This window comes from Agromyces allii (assembly GCF_009749385.1).
GTDB classification, from domain to species: domain Bacteria; phylum Actinomycetota; class Actinomycetes; order Actinomycetales; family Microbacteriaceae; genus Agromyces; species Agromyces allii.
In genome coordinates, this window is record NZ_WBIN01000001.1 from 321,309 (window position 1) to 337,780 (window position 16,472).

General features: G+C 70.6%; 17 protein-coding genes. 6 read left to right on the forward strand and 11 right to left on the reverse strand.

Going from position 1 to position 16,472, the window contains the following annotated elements; all coding sequences use genetic code 11:
- Positions 1 to 226: 226 nt before the first annotated feature.
- Both GQR16_RS01430 and GQR16_RS01435 read right to left on the reverse strand, forming a co-directional pair.
- Positions 227 to 1,345 carry an aminotransferase class V-fold PLP-dependent enzyme gene (locus GQR16_RS01430; protein ID WP_157413359.1) on the reverse strand — a complete coding sequence of 373 codons (1,119 nt, stop codon included), beginning with the start codon at positions 1,343 to 1,345 and terminating at the stop codon, positions 227 to 229.
- 60 nt (positions 1,346 to 1,405) lie between these two features.
- Positions 1,406 to 2,191, reverse strand: coding sequence for an isoprenyl transferase (locus tag GQR16_RS01435; RefSeq protein ID WP_157413360.1), 786 nt, complete (start codon positions 2,189 to 2,191; stop codon positions 1,406 to 1,408).
- 217 nt (positions 2,192 to 2,408) lie between these two features.
- Here GQR16_RS01435 and trhA point away from each other — a divergent pair, with 217 nt between their 5' ends.
- On the forward strand, positions 2,409 to 3,071 hold the full coding sequence (gene trhA / locus GQR16_RS01440; RefSeq protein ID WP_246200429.1) for a PAQR family membrane homeostasis protein TrhA: 663 nt from the start codon (positions 2,409 to 2,411) through the stop codon (positions 3,069 to 3,071).
- A 34-nt stretch (positions 3,072 to 3,105) separates the two neighbouring features.
- Here the strand turns inward: trhA and GQR16_RS01445 are convergent, their stop codons facing one another.
- Positions 3,106 to 3,495 carry a heme exporter protein CcmD gene (locus GQR16_RS01445; RefSeq protein ID WP_157413362.1) on the reverse strand — a complete coding sequence of 130 codons (390 nt, stop codon included), beginning with the start codon at positions 3,493 to 3,495 and terminating at the stop codon, positions 3,106 to 3,108.
- A gap of 131 nt (positions 3,496 to 3,626) precedes the next feature.
- Between GQR16_RS01445 and GQR16_RS01450 the strand changes: the two genes are divergently transcribed.
- Positions 3,627 to 4,037 (forward strand): DUF4307 domain-containing protein, encoded by a 411-nt coding sequence (locus tag GQR16_RS01450; protein ID WP_157413363.1) that lies wholly within the window; start codon positions 3,627 to 3,629, stop codon positions 4,035 to 4,037.
- An 85-nt stretch (positions 4,038 to 4,122) separates the two neighbouring features.
- On the forward strand, positions 4,123 to 4,614 hold the full coding sequence (gene greA, locus GQR16_RS01455; RefSeq protein ID WP_157413364.1) for a transcription elongation factor GreA: 492 nt from the start codon (positions 4,123 to 4,125) through the stop codon (positions 4,612 to 4,614).
- Positions 4,615 to 4,710: 96 nt separating this feature from the next.
- Here greA and ilvA read toward each other — a convergent pair whose 3' ends face one another.
- Positions 4,711 to 5,949: a threonine ammonia-lyase gene (gene ilvA / locus GQR16_RS01460; RefSeq protein WP_246200390.1), complete on the reverse strand. Its 1,239-nt coding sequence runs from the start codon at positions 5,947 to 5,949 to the stop codon at positions 4,711 to 4,713.
- 4 nt (positions 5,950 to 5,953) lie between these two features.
- Entirely contained in the window at positions 5,954 to 7,201 is a 1,248-nt protein-coding gene (locus tag GQR16_RS01465) for an AI-2E family transporter (RefSeq protein WP_157413365.1), read from the reverse strand.
- A gap of 75 nt (positions 7,202 to 7,276) precedes the next feature.
- On the opposite strand from GQR16_RS01465, the gene GQR16_RS01470 reads away from it, so the two are divergent.
- Positions 7,277 to 8,488 (forward strand): winged helix-turn-helix domain-containing protein, encoded by a 1,212-nt coding sequence (locus GQR16_RS01470; RefSeq protein WP_157413366.1) that lies wholly within the window; start codon positions 7,277 to 7,279, stop codon positions 8,486 to 8,488.
- Positions 8,489 to 8,501: 13 nt separating this feature from the next.
- Here the strand turns inward: GQR16_RS01470 and GQR16_RS01475 are convergent, their stop codons facing one another.
- Together GQR16_RS01475 and GQR16_RS01480 are read right to left on the reverse strand one after the other, a co-directional pair.
- Positions 8,502 to 9,377, reverse strand: coding sequence for a M48 family metalloprotease (locus tag GQR16_RS01475; protein WP_157413367.1), 876 nt, complete (start codon positions 9,375 to 9,377; stop codon positions 8,502 to 8,504).
- Positions 9,378 to 9,456: 79 nt separating this feature from the next.
- The gene (locus tag GQR16_RS01480; RefSeq protein ID WP_157413368.1) at positions 9,457 to 10,023 is read right to left on the reverse strand and encodes a LemA family protein; all 567 of its coding nucleotides are present in this window, start codon (positions 10,021 to 10,023) and stop codon (positions 9,457 to 9,459) included.
- Positions 10,024 to 10,216: 193 nt separating this feature from the next.
- Between GQR16_RS01480 and GQR16_RS01485 the strand changes: the two genes are divergently transcribed.
- Complete coding sequence (locus GQR16_RS01485) at positions 10,217 to 11,104, forward strand: ABC transporter ATP-binding protein (protein ID WP_157413369.1); 888 nt, start codon at positions 10,217 to 10,219, stop codon at positions 11,102 to 11,104.
- The gene (locus GQR16_RS01490; RefSeq protein ID WP_157413370.1) at positions 11,101 to 11,835 is read left to right on the forward strand and encodes an ABC transporter permease; all 735 of its coding nucleotides are present in this window, start codon (positions 11,101 to 11,103) and stop codon (positions 11,833 to 11,835) included. Before GQR16_RS01485 ends, GQR16_RS01490 begins: the two co-directional genes overlap by 4 nt.
- On the opposite strand, the gene GQR16_RS01495 is transcribed toward GQR16_RS01490, so the two are convergent.
- Genes GQR16_RS01495 through GQR16_RS01510 form a run of 4 tightly spaced genes read right to left on the reverse strand, consistent with a single transcriptional unit; the run spans position 11,810 to position 16,270 of the window.
- Complete coding sequence (locus tag GQR16_RS01495; protein WP_157413371.1) at positions 11,810 to 13,144, reverse strand: D-arabinono-1,4-lactone oxidase; 1,335 nt, start codon at positions 13,142 to 13,144, stop codon at positions 11,810 to 11,812. The two genes, GQR16_RS01490 and GQR16_RS01495, sit on opposite strands and share 26 nt — an antisense overlap.
- Positions 13,141 to 14,415 carry an amino acid deaminase/aldolase gene (locus GQR16_RS01500; RefSeq protein ID WP_157413372.1) on the reverse strand — a complete coding sequence of 425 codons (1,275 nt, stop codon included), beginning with the start codon at positions 14,413 to 14,415 and terminating at the stop codon, positions 13,141 to 13,143. The genes GQR16_RS01495 and GQR16_RS01500 overlap by 4 nt, the downstream gene beginning before the upstream one ends.
- The gene (locus GQR16_RS01505; protein ID WP_157413373.1) at positions 14,415 to 15,677 is read right to left on the reverse strand and encodes an MFS transporter; all 1,263 of its coding nucleotides are present in this window, start codon (positions 15,675 to 15,677) and stop codon (positions 14,415 to 14,417) included. Before GQR16_RS01505 ends, GQR16_RS01500 begins: the two co-directional genes overlap by 1 nt.
- The gene (locus GQR16_RS01510; protein ID WP_170298389.1) at positions 15,674 to 16,270 is read right to left on the reverse strand and encodes a TetR/AcrR family transcriptional regulator; all 597 of its coding nucleotides are present in this window, start codon (positions 16,268 to 16,270) and stop codon (positions 15,674 to 15,676) included. Before GQR16_RS01510 ends, GQR16_RS01505 begins: the two co-directional genes overlap by 4 nt.
- Between the last annotated feature and the right edge of the window lie 202 nt (positions 16,271 to 16,472).

The following is a 16,472-nucleotide window of genomic DNA, read 5'->3' on the forward strand; positions in this document are numbered from 1 at the left end:
GCTTCACGAGCCGACTCGTTCGGGCACCTTGCCCGATGCCTGCGACGCTACGTCCGCGTCGCGGAAACCCCGAGAGCGACACGCGGCGAAATCTCCGCACGTCACGCACTGTTCACAATTCGACGCGAACGGATGCCGCGTGCGGGCGATGACCGCGCGGCAGCGACGCGCGATCGAGCACGCCCGGTCGAGCGGATACCGCTGGCGGGCGCCGGCCCGCCCTGCCTCAGTAGGTCGCGGCCGACCCGAACGACACGAACGCGGATCGCAGCATGTCGAGCGTCTCGGCATCCGTTCCGGCGTGGGCGCTGAGTCGCACCTGCCCGAGCCTCGTCGAAGCCGTGACGCCGTGGTTGTGCAGCGACGCGGTGAGCACCGAGAGCTGGTCGGCGGGCGGTTCGAGCACGACGATGCCGGCGCGCTCCTGCTCGTTGCGCGAGGAGACGACCGCGATCGCGAACTCGTCGGCGAGGTCGATGATGCGGCTGACGTTCTCGGCGATCGCGCTGTTGACGTTCTCGACGCCGACCTCGGCGAGCTCCTCCATGGCGGCCGCGAAGCGCGCCTGGGCGATCGGGTCGGGGTTGGAGACCCGGAACGCCTTCGCCCCCGGAGCGGGCGGCGGCACGAAGCCCCACGGCTCCGTCTCCTCGGTGGCGGCGAAGCCCGAGAACACGGGCGTCAGGCGGTCGATCGCACGATCGGACAGGGCGAGGAAGCCGGTGCCCCATCCGGAACGGCACCACTTCTGGCCGCCGGTGACGACCACGTCGGCCGCCTGCCACGGGGCGTCGACCACGCCGAAGCCCTGGATCGCGTCGACGATGAGCAGCCGGTCGCCGATGACCTGGCGGATGCCCTCGATGTCGCAGAGGTAGCCCGTGCGCGAGTCGACGAGGCTCACGGCGACGGCGCCCACGCCGTGCTCGAGCTGGTCGCGGATCTGCCCGGGCGTCACCTTGCCGTGGTCGGTCTCGAGCCAGACCGGCTGCACGACGTTCAGCGCCTCCTGTGCACGGACGGCGGCGATCGTCACGCTCGGGAACTCCTCCGCCGAGAGCAGCACGCCACCGGTGAGCCCGAACATCGCGTGCATGAGGCCCGTGCTGGTGTTGGGCTCGAAGACGATCTGGTCGGCCGGGAACCCCGTGAGCGCCGAGGCCGCCTCGCGTACCCTGGCATCCTGTTCGACGAAGATCGACGAGCTGCCGTGCCTGGCGCGCTCGAGCACGTGGGTGAGGGCGTTGCTCTCCTCGGCGGCGACGCGCGAGAGCGGACCGAACCGGCCGAAATCGAGATACCCGGGTTCCTCTCGGAACCCGTCGACGAATGCGTCGATTCCCATTCATGCCCCCTTCTTCGAGCCATATCATGGCAGACCGCGGCGAACCGCGTACGGCGGATCTCAGCTGCCGAAGCGCCGGTGCCGTCTCGCGTAGTCGCGGATGGCCCGCAGGAAGTCGACCTGCCGGAGGTCGGGGCCGAGCGCCTCGACGAAGTAGAACTCGCTGTGGGCGGCCTGCCAGAGCATGAAGTCGCTGAGGCGCTGCTCGCCCGACGTCCGGATCACGAGATCGGGGTCGGGCTGCCCGCCGGTGTAGAGGTGCAGGCCGATGAGCTCGGGCGTGAGCCGGTCGGCGAGGTCTTCGAGGCTGCCGCCCTCGGCGTGGTGCGCGGCGACGATCGAGCGCATGGCGTCGACGATCTCCTTGCGCCCGCCGTAGCCGACGGCGAGATTGACGTGCATGCCGCGCTTGTCGGCGGTGCGGTGCTCGGCGGCGTCGAGCGCGGCCACGAGCGGCTCCGGCAGGCCTGCATCAGACCCGACGTGCTGCACGCGCCAGTCGCGGTAGTGCGAGAGCTCCTCGGCCAGTTCGGCGATGATCTCGATGAGCGCCGCGAGCTCGTCGCTCGCGCGGTTGCCGAGGTTGTCGCTCGAGAGCAGGTAGAGCGTCACCACCTGGATGTCGAGGTCGTCGCACCACTCGAGGAACTCGCGCACCTTCGCGGCCCCGGCGCGGTGGCCGTGGGCGGCGGTGTCGTAGCCGAGCTGCTTGGCCCACCGGCGGTTGCCGTCGATGATCATCGCGACATGTCGAGGCAGCGACTCCTGCTCGAGTCCGCGTCGCAGGCGGCGCTGATACAGCCGGTAGAGGATGCCGCGACCGAGGGACGGATCGCTGGATTGCACGGGACTACGCTACCGCGACTGGGGCCCCGACACTCACAGCCGGTCGTGACCGGCAAGGCTCTACGCTGTCTGCATGACCCCTGAGCACCACCGCGACTCCGACGATCTCGTGCACGAGCTGTCCAAGCCCGTCGCCTCGGAGGACCCGGCGGATGCCGAGATCGACCGCGATCTGCACGGCCCCGATCTGCCCAACATCCCGCTGCTCGACGACTCGATGGCGCACCCGACCGAAGAGGTCAAGCCGACGTGGCGCGGGTGGATCCACGCGGGCACGTTCCCGTTCACGATCGCGGCCGGCATCGTGCTCATCGTGCTCGCCGAAGGCGCCCCCGCGAAGTGGGCGTCGGCCGTGTTCACGCTCACGTCGATGCTGCTGTTCGGCAACTCGGCCCTGTACCACCGCTTCAACTGGAAGCCGCGCACCAAGCTCGTGCTGAAGCGCATCGACCACGCGAACATCTTCCTGCTCATCGCCGGCACCTACACGCCGCTCGCGATCCTCGCGCTTCCTCCCGAGAAGGGCTGGACCCTGCTCGCGATCGTGTGGGGCGGCGCGCTGCTCGGCATCGGCTTCCGCGTGTTCTGGATCACGGCGCCGCGCTGGCTGTACGTGCCCATCTACCTGCTGCTCGGCTGGGCCGCGGTCATGTACCTCGGCGACCTGCTCGCGGTCAGCGTGGCGATGATGGTGCTCGTCGTCGTCGGCGGCCTGCTCTACTCGGGCGGCGCGGTCGTCTACGCGCTGAAGAAGCCGAACCCCGTTCCGGGCGTGTTCGGGTTCCACGAGATCTTCCACACCTGCACGGTCCTGGCCTTCATGTGCCACTGGACGGCGACGCTCATCATCGCGATCGCCCCGGCGTACCACCTGGGCTGAGCCCGGCGCCCGGCACCGTCGGCGCGAGCATCGCTCAGCGGGAGGTCTGGTCTCCGGATGCCGCGTCGGGACCGGTCGCGTCGGGGCCCGCTGCGTTCGGGCCGGCGTCGTTCGGCTCGGCGTCGACGATCGGGGTGCCGGATGCCGCGGCCTCCGCCTGCGCGATCTGCTCCAGCTTCGCCGCGTCGGCCTCGGCCATCTCGCGCGCGAGCTCCTGCTGCACCTCGGCGCGGTAGTTCGTGCGGCGGATGCGGCGGGTCATGTCGAGCACGAGCAGCACCACGGCGACCATGATCGCGAACGTGATGACGAAGCCCCAGACGCCCGGCGTGACGTCGTTGGGGTCGAACTCCTTGTCGTCGGCCGCGCGCACCAGCGGGGCGAGCGCGACCTGTGCGGCGAGCAGTGCCGTCGCCGCGCTCACAGACGAATCCGGCGGGGGGAACTGGCGGGCACGGAGCGCATCGGACTCTCTCTCACAGCGGATTCGGGCTTGACCCCTGCGGGTTAGGCTTGAAAGGCAAGCCTAGACGATCCGACCCGCGAGGAATCCGAGTGACCACCCCCGACACCGACCCGCTCGCCACGCGCTACGGGCGCACCCGAACGCGTCGACGCCGCGACGTCGGGATCATGATCGGCGCGGGCATCGCCTTCGCAATCGTGCTCGTCTCGTGGGTCGTGTGGGCCGGGCTCGACGGGCAGCAGGCGGTCGTGCAGGCCACCGACACCTCGCACGTCGTGCACAACGACGAGCGCTCCGTCGAGGTCACCTGGACCCTGTCGGTGCCGGCGGGCGAGACCACCGCCTGCGCCGTCAAGGCGCTCGACGAGGACTTCACCGTCGTCGGCTGGAAGATCGTCGAGATCCCGGCGTCCGAGCGCCATCTGCGCAGTCTCACGGAGTCGGTTCGCACCGCGCGCGACGCCGCGACGGGTTTGATTTCGAGCTGCTGGCTCACCTAACATGGGGCATTCGCCTCGACAGTCGTCGGGGCGTCACGTCTATTCGGACGCGTTCGCCAACGACGCGTCCCCGCAGGAGGGCACCATGGCGCAGGACGCCACCGTCACCTGGCTCACGCAGGATGCGTACGACCGGCTCGCCGCCGAGCTGGAGCAGCTCTCGACCACGGGTCGCGAGGAGATCGCGAAGCGCATCGAAGCGGCGCGCGAAGAGGGCGACCTGAAGGAGAACGGCGGCTACCACGCCGCGAAAGACGAGCAGGGCAAGATCGAGGCCCGCATCCGCCAGCTCAAGGGCCTGCTGAAGTCGGCCGAGGTCGGCGAGGCGCCCGCGTCGAAGGGCATCGTCGAGTCCGGCACGGTCATCACCGCGGTCATCGCGGGCGACGAGGAGACCTTCCTCATCGGCAGCCGCGAGATCGCCGGCGACTCCGAGCTCGACGTGTGGAGCGAGCAGAGCCCGCTCGGTGCCGCGATCCTCGGCCTGAAGGTCGGCGACAAGACCAGCTACACCGCGCCCAACGGCCGCGAGATCGCGGTCGAGGTCACGGCCGTCGACACCTGGGGCGGCCAGTAGCCGCACCCTCCGCGAACCGCGAAACGGCGCCGACCCGAGGGTCGGCGCCGTTTCGCGTTCCACGGCGCGGCTCGCGCGAGCGCGTTCTGCCGGGCGCTACTCCGAGACGATCTTGGGCTCGTACCCGGCGCGACGCAGCACGTCGACCACCGATGCCCGATGCGCCGGGCCGCGGGTCTCGACCGAGAGGCGCAGCGCCACTTCGGAGATCTGGAGGCCGTTGCCGTGCCGCGTGTGCAGCACCTCGATCACGTTCGCGTTCGCCTCGGCGAGCAGTTCGGCGATGCGGGCGAGCTGCCCGGGGCGGTCGGGCAGGCCGATCTCGAGCGTGAGGTAGCGGTCGGATGCCGCGAGGCCGTGCGCGATCACGCGCTGCATGAGCAGCGGGTCGATGTTGCCGCCCGAGAGCAGGGCGACGACCGGCCCGTCGGACTGGATGCGCCCGCTCATGAGTGCTGCGACCGAGACGCCGCCGGCGGGTTCGACGACGAGCTTCGCGCGCTCGAGGAGCACGAGCAGCGCACGCGCGATGTCGTCGTCGCTCACCGTGATGACCTCGTCGACGGTCTCGCGGATGATCTCGAGCGTGAGCTCGCCGGGCTTGTAGACGGCGATGCCGTCGGCGATCGTCGGCACGACGGGCACCTGCACGGCGTGGCCCTGCGCGAGCGAGGGCACGAACGGGGAGGCGTTCTCGGCCTGCACGCCGATCACGCGGATCGTGCGGCCCTCGAGGGCGGCACGCTGCTTCACCGCACTGGCGACGCCGGCCGCGAGACCGCCGCCGCCGATGGGCACGACGATCGTCGCGGCATCCGGAACGTCGTCGAGCACCTCGAGGCCGAGCGTGCCCTGCCCGGCGATGACGTCGGCGTGGTCGAACGGCGGGATCACGACGGCGCCGGTGTCGACCGCGAACGCGTTCGCCGCCTCGAGCGTCTCGCCGATCGAGTCGCCGTGGAGCACCACGTCGGCACCGTAGGCGCGGGTCGCGTCGAGCTTCGGCAGTGCGACGCCGACCGGCATGAAGATCGTGGCCTTGATGCCGAGCTCGCGGGCGGCGAAGGCGACCCCCTGCGCGTGATTGCCGGCGGAGGCGGCGACGACCCCCCGGGCGCGCTCTTCAGGACTCAGCGCACTCAGGCGGTTGAAGGCGCCGCGGAGCTTGTACGACCCGGTGCGCTGCAGGTTCTCGCACTTGAGGAAGACCGGGACGCCGAGCCGGTCGGCGAGGAACTGCGAGGACTCCATGGGCGTTCGGCGGACGGCCGCCGAGACGACCTCGCGCGCACGGGCGAAGTCGGCGAGGTCGGGTCCCGGGATGGTGCTGATCACGCGTTCATTCTCCTCGTTGATAACCGGGTCGTTGCGGGACGGTTCGCCAGAGCGGCGAGGACACGTCGCCGAGCACCGGTGGGGCGTCGTGCTTCCACGAACCGCTCGCGACGGAATTGATCATGACGTTCAGCACGGCGGCGAGCGGCACCGCGAAGAACGCGCCGGCGATGCCCGCGAGGAACGAGCCGGCCGCGACGGCGAGCACGACGCCGAGCGGATGCACCTTGACCGCGGTGCCCATGATGAGCGGCTGCAGCACGTGCCCCTCGAGCTGCTGCACGAGCAGCACGACGCCGAGCATGATGAGCGCGATCACCGGCCCGTTGTAGACGAGGGCGACGAACACCGCGAGCGCGCCGGTGGCGACGGCACCCACGATCGGGATGAACGACCCGAGGAAGACGAGGATGCCGATCGGCACCGCGAGCGGGACGCCGAGGAGGAACGCGCCGAGGCCGATGCCGACGGCGTCGATCGTGGCCACGAGGATCTGCACCTTGACGAAGTTCTGCAGCGTCGTCCAGCCGGCGATGCCCGCGCCGTCGACCGCGGCCCGCGCGCGGCGCGGGAAGATGCGCACGACCCACGCCCAGATGCCGCGGCCGTCGATGAGGATGAACAGCGTGGTGAAGAGCGCCAGCAGCATTCCCGTCAGGACGTGGCCGAGCGTCGTGCCGACCGAGAGCGCTCCCGTGACGAGAACGCCGCTGCCGGACTGCACGGTCTCGACGGCCTGCTTCACGAAGTCGTTCAGCTGCGCGTCGGTGAGGTGGAAGGGGCCTTCTTCGAGCCACTGCCGGAAGTCGTTCCAGGCGATGACCGACTGGGCCGCCAGCTCGTCGGACCCCCGCACGATCTGCCAGATGCCGAGCGTCAGCAGTCCGCCGACGACGGCGAGGGCGCTCAGCATGGCCGTCGTGATGGCGAGCCACTTGGGCCATCGATGACGCTGCAGGAAGCTCGAGAACGGCACCAGGAGGGCGCCGATGATCACGGCGACGAGCACCGGGATGACGATGAGCCGCAACTGGATGATCAGGAAGATCACGACGGCGACGACGCCGCCGACCAGCAGCAGTCGCCACGACCAGGCGGCCGCGAGGCGCATGCCGAACGGGATCGACGCGTCGACGTCGGGCTTCGGCTCGGGCGCGGCCCCGGATGCCGGCGCGAGCAGGCTGCCCTGGCGCTCGGGCGCGCGATCGACCGCGCGTCTTCTGCCGACGAACCTGCCCCGACCCTGGCCCATCGCTCCAGTCTAGGCGGGGGGCATGCGCCGCACGGCATGCACGATGTCGGCGGTGATCGATACAGTTCCAACACCATGGTCGAACGTGTCAGTCCCCCACTCGCCCGCCGCATCGCGCTCGCCGCGCAGGGGTTCGGGCGCCCAGCGCCCGCGGGGCCGGGCGTTCGTCAGGTGGGCGGTGTGCTCGACCGCCTCGGACTCCTGCAGATCGACTCGGTCAACGTGTTCGAGCGCAGCCACTACCTGCCCGTGTTCAGCCGCCTCGGCGCGTACGACAAGGCGACGCTCGACCGGGTCACCACCGGCAGGCGCGGCCGTACGCTCGAATACTGGGCGCATGAGGCGGCCTTCGTGCCGCGCGAGCTCTGGCCGCTGTTCGAGTTCCGCCGCGACGAGTACCGTCAGCGGGGCGAGGCCTGGGGCGGGTGGCTCGTCGAGAACCGTCAACTCGCCGACTGGCTCAAGGCCGAGCTCGCGGCCAACGGCCCGATGCGCGCGAGCGAGATCGAGCACGACGCCAACCAGCGCCGCGGCCCGTGGTGGGGCTGGTCCGCGGTCAAGCGCACGCTCGAGTGGATGTTCCGCGTCGGCGAGGTCGTCTGCATCGAACGCCGGCGCTTCGAACGCGTCTACGCCCTGCCCGAACAGGCGCTCGCACCCGAGCTGCTCGCAACGCCGCCCGCCGAGGCCGACGCCATCCGGGTGCTCGTCGAGCGCGCGGCATCCGCACTCGGCATCGCCACCGAGGCCGACCTCGCCGACTACTGGCGCATGAAGCGCGTGCAGGTGCGGGGAGCCGTCCGCGATCTCGAAGACGAGGGCGTGCTCGTGCCCGTCGAGGTGCCCGGTTGGAGTGTCGGCGGCCGCCCCGCACCCACCTGGGTGCATCGTGACGCCCGACGCCCGCGCCGTATCGAGACCGCGACGGTGCTCTCGCCGTTCGACCCCGTGGTGTGGTTCCGCCCGCGCGCCGAGCGCATGTTCGACTTCCACTACCGCATCGAGATCTACACGCCCGAGCCGCAGCGCGTGTTCGGCTACTACTCGCTGCCGGTGCTCATCGACGACGACGTCGTCGGCCGCGTCGACCTCAAGAACGACCGCAAGAACCGCGTGCTCCGCGTGCAGTCGGCGTGGAGCGAGGCCACGGCCCCTGCAGACACCGCGGCCCGTCTCGTCCCGGCATTGCAGCGCGCAGCCGCCTGGCAGGGTCTCGACGAGATCGTCGTGGCCGACCGCGGCAACCTCGCGCATGCGCTGCGACCCGAGCTCGCGGCATCCGCCTGACGCGCAGGAACCGCTAGAACGCGCCGCCCATGTTCTCGAGGCGCTTGACGCGTTCCTCGATCGGCGGGTGCGTGGCGAAGAGCCGGCTGAGCGCGCCGGGCTTCAGCGGGTCGGCGATCCAGAGGTGGGCCATCGACGAGTTCTGGCGCTTCATGGGCCGGCCGTACTGCTCGAGCTTCTCGAGCGCGCTGGCGAGTGCGTCGGGATGCCGCGTCGTCATCGCACCCGTCGCATCGGCGAGGTACTCGCGCTGGCGTGACACCGCGAGCTGCACGAGGCTCGCCACGAGCGGCGCGATGAGCATGGCGACGAGGCCGACGACCATCATGATCGGGTTGCCGTTGTTGTTGTTGCGGCCGAAGAACGCCATGCGCACGAACATGTCGGAGATGAAGCCGACCGCGACGACGAGCCCGAAGACGATCATCGACAGGCGGATGTCGTAGTTGCGCACGTGCCCCAGTTCGTGCGCCATGACGCCCTCGAGCTCGGCGTCGTCCATGATCTCGAGGAGGCCCGTGGTGGCCGCGACGACCGCGTGCTCGGGGTCGCGACCCGTGGCGAACGCGTTCGGCGCCGGATCGGAGACGACGAACACGCGCGGCATCGGCGTGCCCGTGGCGATCGAGAGGTTCTCGACCGTGCGCCAGAGGCGCGGGTGGTCGGCCTTGCTGTGCACCTCGACCGCTCCCGACATCGCGAGCGCCTGACGGTCGGCGGTGAAGTACTGGAACGCCGCGTACGCCGACGCGATGACCACGGTGACGACGACGATCGTGAGATCGCCGTAGATGACCGCGGCGAGCCACCCGAGCCCGCCGACGATGGCCAGGAAGAACAGGATGATGAAGAAGGTGTTGCGCTTGTTCTTGGCGATCGCTCGGTACATCAGCTGCCCCGGGGAGTCTCGATACGCTCCACGCTGCGCGCGGTGCTACTCGACCTTGATGGGCGCCTGACGGCCCCCATCAAAACTGCACGCGCGGCGGCTCGGCGATGGCCGCCGGCTCGGTGACCTCGAAGAAGTCGCGCTCGTTGAACCCGAGGCCGCGCACGAACAGCGTGTTCGGGAAGACCTTGATCTTCGTGTTGAGCTCGCGGACGCCGCCGTTGTAGAACCGGCGCGAAGCCTGGATCTTGTCTTCGGTGTCGACCAGCTCGGACTGGAGCGCGAGGAAGTTCTGGCTCGCCTGCAGCTGCGGGTAGGCCTCGGCGACCGCGAAGATCGACTTCAGCGCCTGCTGCATGTGGTTCTCGGCCGCGGAGGCATCGGCCGGGCCCTGCGCCTGCAGGGTCTCGGCACGCGCGCGCGTCACGTTCTCGAACACGGCCTTCTCATGCGCCGCATAGCCCTTGACCGAGTCGATGAGGTTCGGGATCAGGTCGGCACGGCGCTTGAGCTGCACCGTGATGTCGCTCCAGGCCTCGTCGACGCGCACGTTGAGCGTGACGAGGGAGTTGTACGTGGCCCACAGGTAGATGCCGATGACCAGCACGAGCGCGACGACGATGATGACGGGGATGAGCCATTCCATGGCACGGACTCCTAGCGCTGCTGCGACGATCTCGGATGCCCATCATTCTATCGATCGGCTGAGAGCGCGTCCGGGGTTCCCATGAGACTCGAAGCAAGCGGAGAGTCCCCTCTCGGTTGACGTTCGGATGTCGCGGCGCCCGTCTCGGCGGTTCTGCTCGACACGCGCCCCGCGCAGGCGAAGAATCACCCCCATGATGAACAGTGCGGACGCCGCCACAGGTGCGGCCGTCATCGTCGACGACCTGCATGTGAAGCGCGGCGGCACCGCCGTGCTCGACGGGCTCTCGCTCGCCGTGCCGTCGGGTGCGATCGTGGGGTTGCTGGGGCCGAGCGGCAGCGGCAAGACGACGCTCATGCGCTCCATCGTGGGCGTGCAGGTCGTGGCGTCGGGGTCGATCGAGGTGCTCGGGCTGCCCGCGGGCAGTGCGCCGCTGCGCACGCGCGTCGCCTACGTGACGCAGCAGGCGAGCGTCTACGACGACCTCACGGTGCGCCAGAACCTGGCCTACTTCCGCCGGGTGCTCGGCGCGCCGGCATCCGACGTCGACCGCGTCATCGAGCGCACCGACCTCGGCACGGTCGTCGACCGGCTCGTCGGCTCGCTGTCGGGCGGGCAGCGCGGACGGGTCTCGCTCGCGGCCGCCCTGCTCGGCGAACCCGAGGTGCTCGTGCTCGACGAGCCGACCGTCGGCCTCGACCCGGTGCTGCGCGTACAGCTCTGGGAGCTCTTCCGGAGCCTCGCCGACGACGGCGCCACCCTGCTCGTCTCGAGCCACGTCATGGACGAGGCCAAGCGCTGCGACCGGCTGCTGCTCATGCGCGACGGCGAACTGCTCGCCGACGACACGGTCGAGGGCCTGCTCGCCTTCACCGGCACCGACGACGTCGAGACGGCGTTCCTGCGGCTCATCGAACGCGGAGCGCCCGACCTGCCGTCACGGGAGCCGGACCGGCCGCGGCGCGCGCGACATGCCGCCGAACCCGAGGAGCCCGAGCACCTCGACGCGGCCGACGGCGAGGTCTCCCCCGGGACATCGCCCGGGACCTCCGCCGAATCCGGACCGGAGGCGACCCGATGAACCTCGCACGCACCTTCGCGACCACCGGCCGAGTGCTCTCGCAGATCCGCCACGATCCGCGCACCATCGGCCTGCTGCTCGTCGTGCCGAGCCTGCTGATCGGGCTCGTCGCCTGGATCTTCACCGACACCGACGTCTTCGACCAGATCGGGCCGGCGATGATCGCCCTCTTCCCGTTCATCGTGATGTTCCTCGTGACGAGCATCGCGACGCTCCGCGAACGCCGCAGCGGCACGCTCGAGCGCCTGCTCTCGATGCCCATGGGCCGAGGCGACTTCCTGCTCGGCTACGCGCTCGCGTTCGGCCTGCTCGCAGTCGCGCAGACGGCGATCGCCGTGTCGTTCGCGGTCTGGGTGTGCGGTCTCGACATCACCGGCTCGATCTGGCTGCTCTTCGCGGTCGCCGTCGCCGACGCCGTGCTCGGCACCGCGCTCGGCCTGCTCGCGAGCGCGTTTGCACGCACCGAGTTCCAGGTCGTGCAGTTCATGCCGCTGCTCGTGCTGCCGCAGATCCTGCTCTGCGGCATCTTCATCCCGCGCGACCAGCTGCCGCCCGTGCTCGAGACGATCAGCGAGTGGCTGCCGCTCAGCTTCGCGATCGACGCGCTGCAAGCCGTGGCCGCCGACTCCGAGAGCGCCGAGTGGATCCTGTCGAAGGTGCTCGTGATCGTCGCGTGGATCGTCGGCTCGATCGTGCTCGGCTCGATCACGCTGCGTCGACGGACGCCCTGACCCCGAGCACCCGGTCGAGGTACGGGTTGCGGAACACGCCCTCGGGGTCGAACTCGTCGCGGACCGCGACGAAGTCGTCGAACCGGGGGTACTTCTCGCGAAGCGTGGCATCCGTCTGCGTGTGCATCTTGCCCCAGTGCGGACGCCCGCCGTGGTCGTCCATGATCGCCTCGACCTCGGTGAAGTACTCGGTCGGGTCCTCCCGGAAGTAGCGGTGCACGGCGATGTAGCCTGTGTCGCGCCCATAGGCGGTCGAGAGCCAGTTCTCGTCGGCCGCCGCCGCCCGCACCTCGAGCGGGAAGCTCACGCGGAGGCCCTTGCGCTCGATGAGCGAGCGCACCGCGCCGAACGCCGAGGGCACGGCTTCGAGGGGCACGGCGTACTCCATCTCGCGGAACCGCACCGTGCGGTTCGTCGTGAAGACCGCGGGCGAGAAGTCGCTGAAGTCCCGGTCGCCCGTGAAGCGGTCGAGCTGGCGCGCGAAGAACGGCGTCGTCGAGGGCGCGACCTTTCCGAGCGCGCAGATGCCCCGGTACAGGCCGTTCGCGAGCAGTTCGTCGTCGACCCAGCGGGAGACCCGGCCGAGCGGGTCGCGCGGGGCGTCGCCGGGCAGGCGCGTGTTCGTCTTGGTCATGGCGGTGCCCGTGTGCGGGAACCAGTAGAACTCGAAGTGGTCGGCGCCGGCGACGCGCTCGGTCCATCGGCCGAGCACGGCGTCGAGCGGTTCGACGCGTTCGACGGCGTGCAGCACGAAGGCGGGCACGAGCTGGAGGGTCACCTCGACGAGCACGCCGAGCGCGCCGAGTCCGACGCGGACCGCCGGCAGCAGTTCGGGCCGGCTCGTCTCGCTCACCTCGACGAGCTCGCCCGTGCCCGTCACGAGCTTCGCGGCGACGATCTGGGTCGCGAGTCCGCCGAACCCGAGCCCCGTGCCGTGCGTGCCGGTCGAGGTCGCCCCTGCGATGGTCTGCTGGTCGATGTCGCCCATGTTCTGGAGGGCCAGCCCGTACGGTGCGAGCAGTCGCGGCAGGTCGTAGAGCCGCGTGCCGGCGCCGAGCGTGACCCGGCCGGTCGCGGGGTCGGCGGCGATGACCCCCGAGACGTCCGCGAGGTCGAGCTGCACGCCGGGCGCCACGGCGATGCCGGTGAAGCTGTGCCCGGCGCCGACCGGCTTGATGCGGAGTCCGGATGCCGCGGCCGCCGTCACGGCTCGCTGCACCGCACCGGTCGAGTCGGGTCGTTCGACCCGCACGGGCCGCACCGATTCGGTCCGGCCCCAGTTGCGCCAGGTGGCTCCGGTCGCCGTCACAGGAACACCTTGCCCTCGCCGCGGTAGGTGGGAAGCGCGTCGACGATGCGGTCGTCGTCGACGAGCTGGAACTCGTTCAGGTGCTCGGAGAGCTCGCCCGACTTCGTGTGGCGGAACCACACGCGGTCGCCGGCCCGGAGCTGCGCGGCCGCGGGGCCGGTGCCGGGGGTCTGCACCTCGCCGGCCGCCTCGCGCGGCAGCATCTCGAGGCCCTCGGGCCAGACGATGCGCGGCAGGCGGTCGGGTGCGGGCGGGCCGGAGGCGATCCATCCGCCGCCCAGGATCGTCGCGTGGCGCGAGCTCGGACGCCGGACGACGTCGAAGGCGAACGCGGCCGCCGGCGCGGGCGTGAAGTGCGCGTACCCGTCGAACAGGTGACCGCCGAAGAGTCCGGATCCGGCCGCGACCTCGGTCACCGAGGGGTCGGCCGAGGTGACCTCGAGCGAACCCGTGCCGCCGCCGTTCACGAACTCGAGGTCGGCGTGCTCGCGCACCGCGGCGACCGCCCGGGTGCGGCGTTCGACGAGTTCGGGCATCGAGCGCGACTGCATCCAGCGGTTGACGACGCCGTCGACGGGCTTGCCCGCCGGGCGGTTCGTGACGCCTGCGATCTGCGCCTCGTACCCCATCATGCCGACGAGCCGGAACCCCGGACGGGTCGCGATGTAGGCCGCGAGCGCACCCGCATCGGCGGGCTCGTGCACGGGAGAGCGGCGCACGCCGAGGTGGCCCAGCACCGGCGCGTTCCACGAGGCGTCGAGTTCGAGCGCGATGCGGATCGGTTCGCGCTCGCTCGGCGCGATGACCGCGTCGACGAGGTCGAGCTGCGCGATCGAGTCGACCATGAGCGTGATGCGGCCGGCGAGCTGCGGATCGGTCGCGAGACGGCGGATGCTGCCGCGCTCGGCGGTCGGGTAGCCGACGACGATGTCGTCGATCGTGTCGGCCAGCCAGATCGCCTCGGCGAGCGTGTAGGCGAGCACGCCGTGGTAACCGGGGAGGCGCAGCAGCGCCTCGATGACGCTCCGAACCCGGATCGACTTCGACGCGACGCGGATCGGCATGCCGTTCGCACGACGCAGCATGTCGTGCGCGTTGTGGCGCAGCGCCCCGAGGTGCAGCACGCCGACCGGGGTGTCGAGGTGGGCGGTCGCGGCGGTGAGCGCCGGCCAGTAGCGCGAGGGAGTCGCCCATGGCGCGGCATCCGTCGCCTTCGTGATCGTCGTCGTCTTCGAGGTCTGGCCCGTCTCGGGCCTCGACAGATCGAGCATCAGCGCACACTCCGAACCCGCGAGACCGCGATCGCACCTGCGAACGCGAACACCGCGCTCAAGACGAAGACCAGCACGAACGAGCCCGTCAGCACGACCGCGGCGGCGCCGATCAGCGGCGCGATCGCCTGCGGGACGGCCGTCGCGATGTTCATGATGCCGAGGTCCTTGCCGCGCGACGCGGCATCGGGCAGCACCTGCGTGGCGAGGGCCTGGTCGACCGAGAGGAAGCAGCCGTACCCGAGGCCGAGGATGCCGGCCGCGACGATCGCGACCGAGAGGTCGGGCACGAGCGCGAGCAGCAGCGCGGCGACGGCCTGCAGGGTGGAGGCGACGAACACGAACGCCTTGCGGCGCCCGAGCCGGTCGGAGAGCCGCCCGCCGAAGAGCGAGGCGCCCACCACGAAGACCATGTAGACGAGCGTGAGGATGATCAGGTCGTCCTCTGCGTTGTCGTCGCCGAGCCCGAACATGAGGAAGTAGAGCAGCAGGCTCGTGCCGAGCGCGTTGCCGACCGAGACGAGCACGCGGCTGAGCAGGGTCCAGCCGAAGTCGGGGTACTTCCGGGGGCTGATCCAGAGGCTCGCGATGACGCCCTTCGCCGTGACCCGGGTGCGCTCGGCGGCGGCGAGCGGCTGGTCGTGGCGCAGGAGGAACGGCACGGCGAGCACGAGCAGCACGACGCCGAGCACGACGTAGCCGAGCGCCTGGTCGGTGACGAGCTCGGTCACGAGCAGGAGGCCGACGATGATGCCGACCGCCTGCGGCGCCGACATCCACCCCGACACGAAGCCGCGCTGGCCGACCGGGACCTGGTCGGAGATCGTCGCGGTGAGCGCCGCGGTCATGATGCAGAAGCCGACGGATGCCGCGACCCACGCCGCACCGATGCCCCAGATGTCCGTCTGGAGTCCGAGCGCCGCGAGGGAGGCCGCGAACAGGACGGCGCCGATGACGATCCACGGGCGGCGGCGGCCGAAGCGCGAGGTCGTGCGGTCGGAGGCCGCGCCCGTGAGCGGGTACGCGATGATCGTCGCGATGGCCGCGATGCCCGAGATCACGCCGAACGCGACGACGCTGTCGACCCAGTTCTCGGGGTGCAGCGTCGCGTCGATCTGCGCGGGCAGGAGCAGCTGCACGGGCGTCAACTGCGCCATCCAGATCGCGAACCAGATGGTCGCGAACGAGGCGATCCACCCGGCGGGCACCCGCCGCGTGGGTTCGTCGAGCGCCGCGGGCGGCGTGAGGTCGAGGCTCGTCATCGGGGTTCGGCCATTCTCGAGAGGGCGTCGGCGGCCGCGTGGGCGACCGCCAGGGCTGCGGCGTCGTCGCGGTCGACGAGCCAGGTGACGGTGAGCCCGTCGGTGAACGCGACGAGCGTGCGGGCGACACGCGTCACGGGAACGGTCCACGTCGAGTGCGAGCGTTCGGCCGCGATCGCGAGCGACTGCTCGGCGAGCTCGACGTACCGCGCGTACTGCGCACGGGCCAGCGGGTGGCGTTCGGGCGACCGCAGCGCGTACTGGGTGAGTTCGAGCATCGCCTGCTCGTGCTCGGGGTCGGCCTTGAGGTGCTCGAAGTAGCGCACGATGCCGGCCTCGAGCACGTCGACGAGCGTGCCCTCGACGAGCACCTCGGGCATCACGGCGCCGCGCGTGCGGTCGATGACCGTCGAGATGAGTTCGTCGATCAGCTCGTCGCGCGAGTCGAAGGCGTAGTGGAAGCTCGCGAGGCTCATGCCGGCCTCGGCGACGATCGCGCGCGTGGTGGCCTGCGCGATGCCGTTGCGGGAGACGACGCGGAGTGCCGCCTCGATGAGCGCGACACGACGCTCGGGCGCGGGGATGCGGGTCACTCGGGCTCCTCTCCGACGACGCTGCCGATGCTCGGACGGGCGACCGAGCGAACTGGGACATGTGACCCAGTTCGAACAGTATGCACCACGCGCTACGCTCGCACCATGCGTCTCGGGGTCCTGGATGTCGGATCGAACACCGTCCACCTGCTCGTCGTCGACGCACACCCGGGCGCACGACCCATCCCGGCAGCCTCGCACC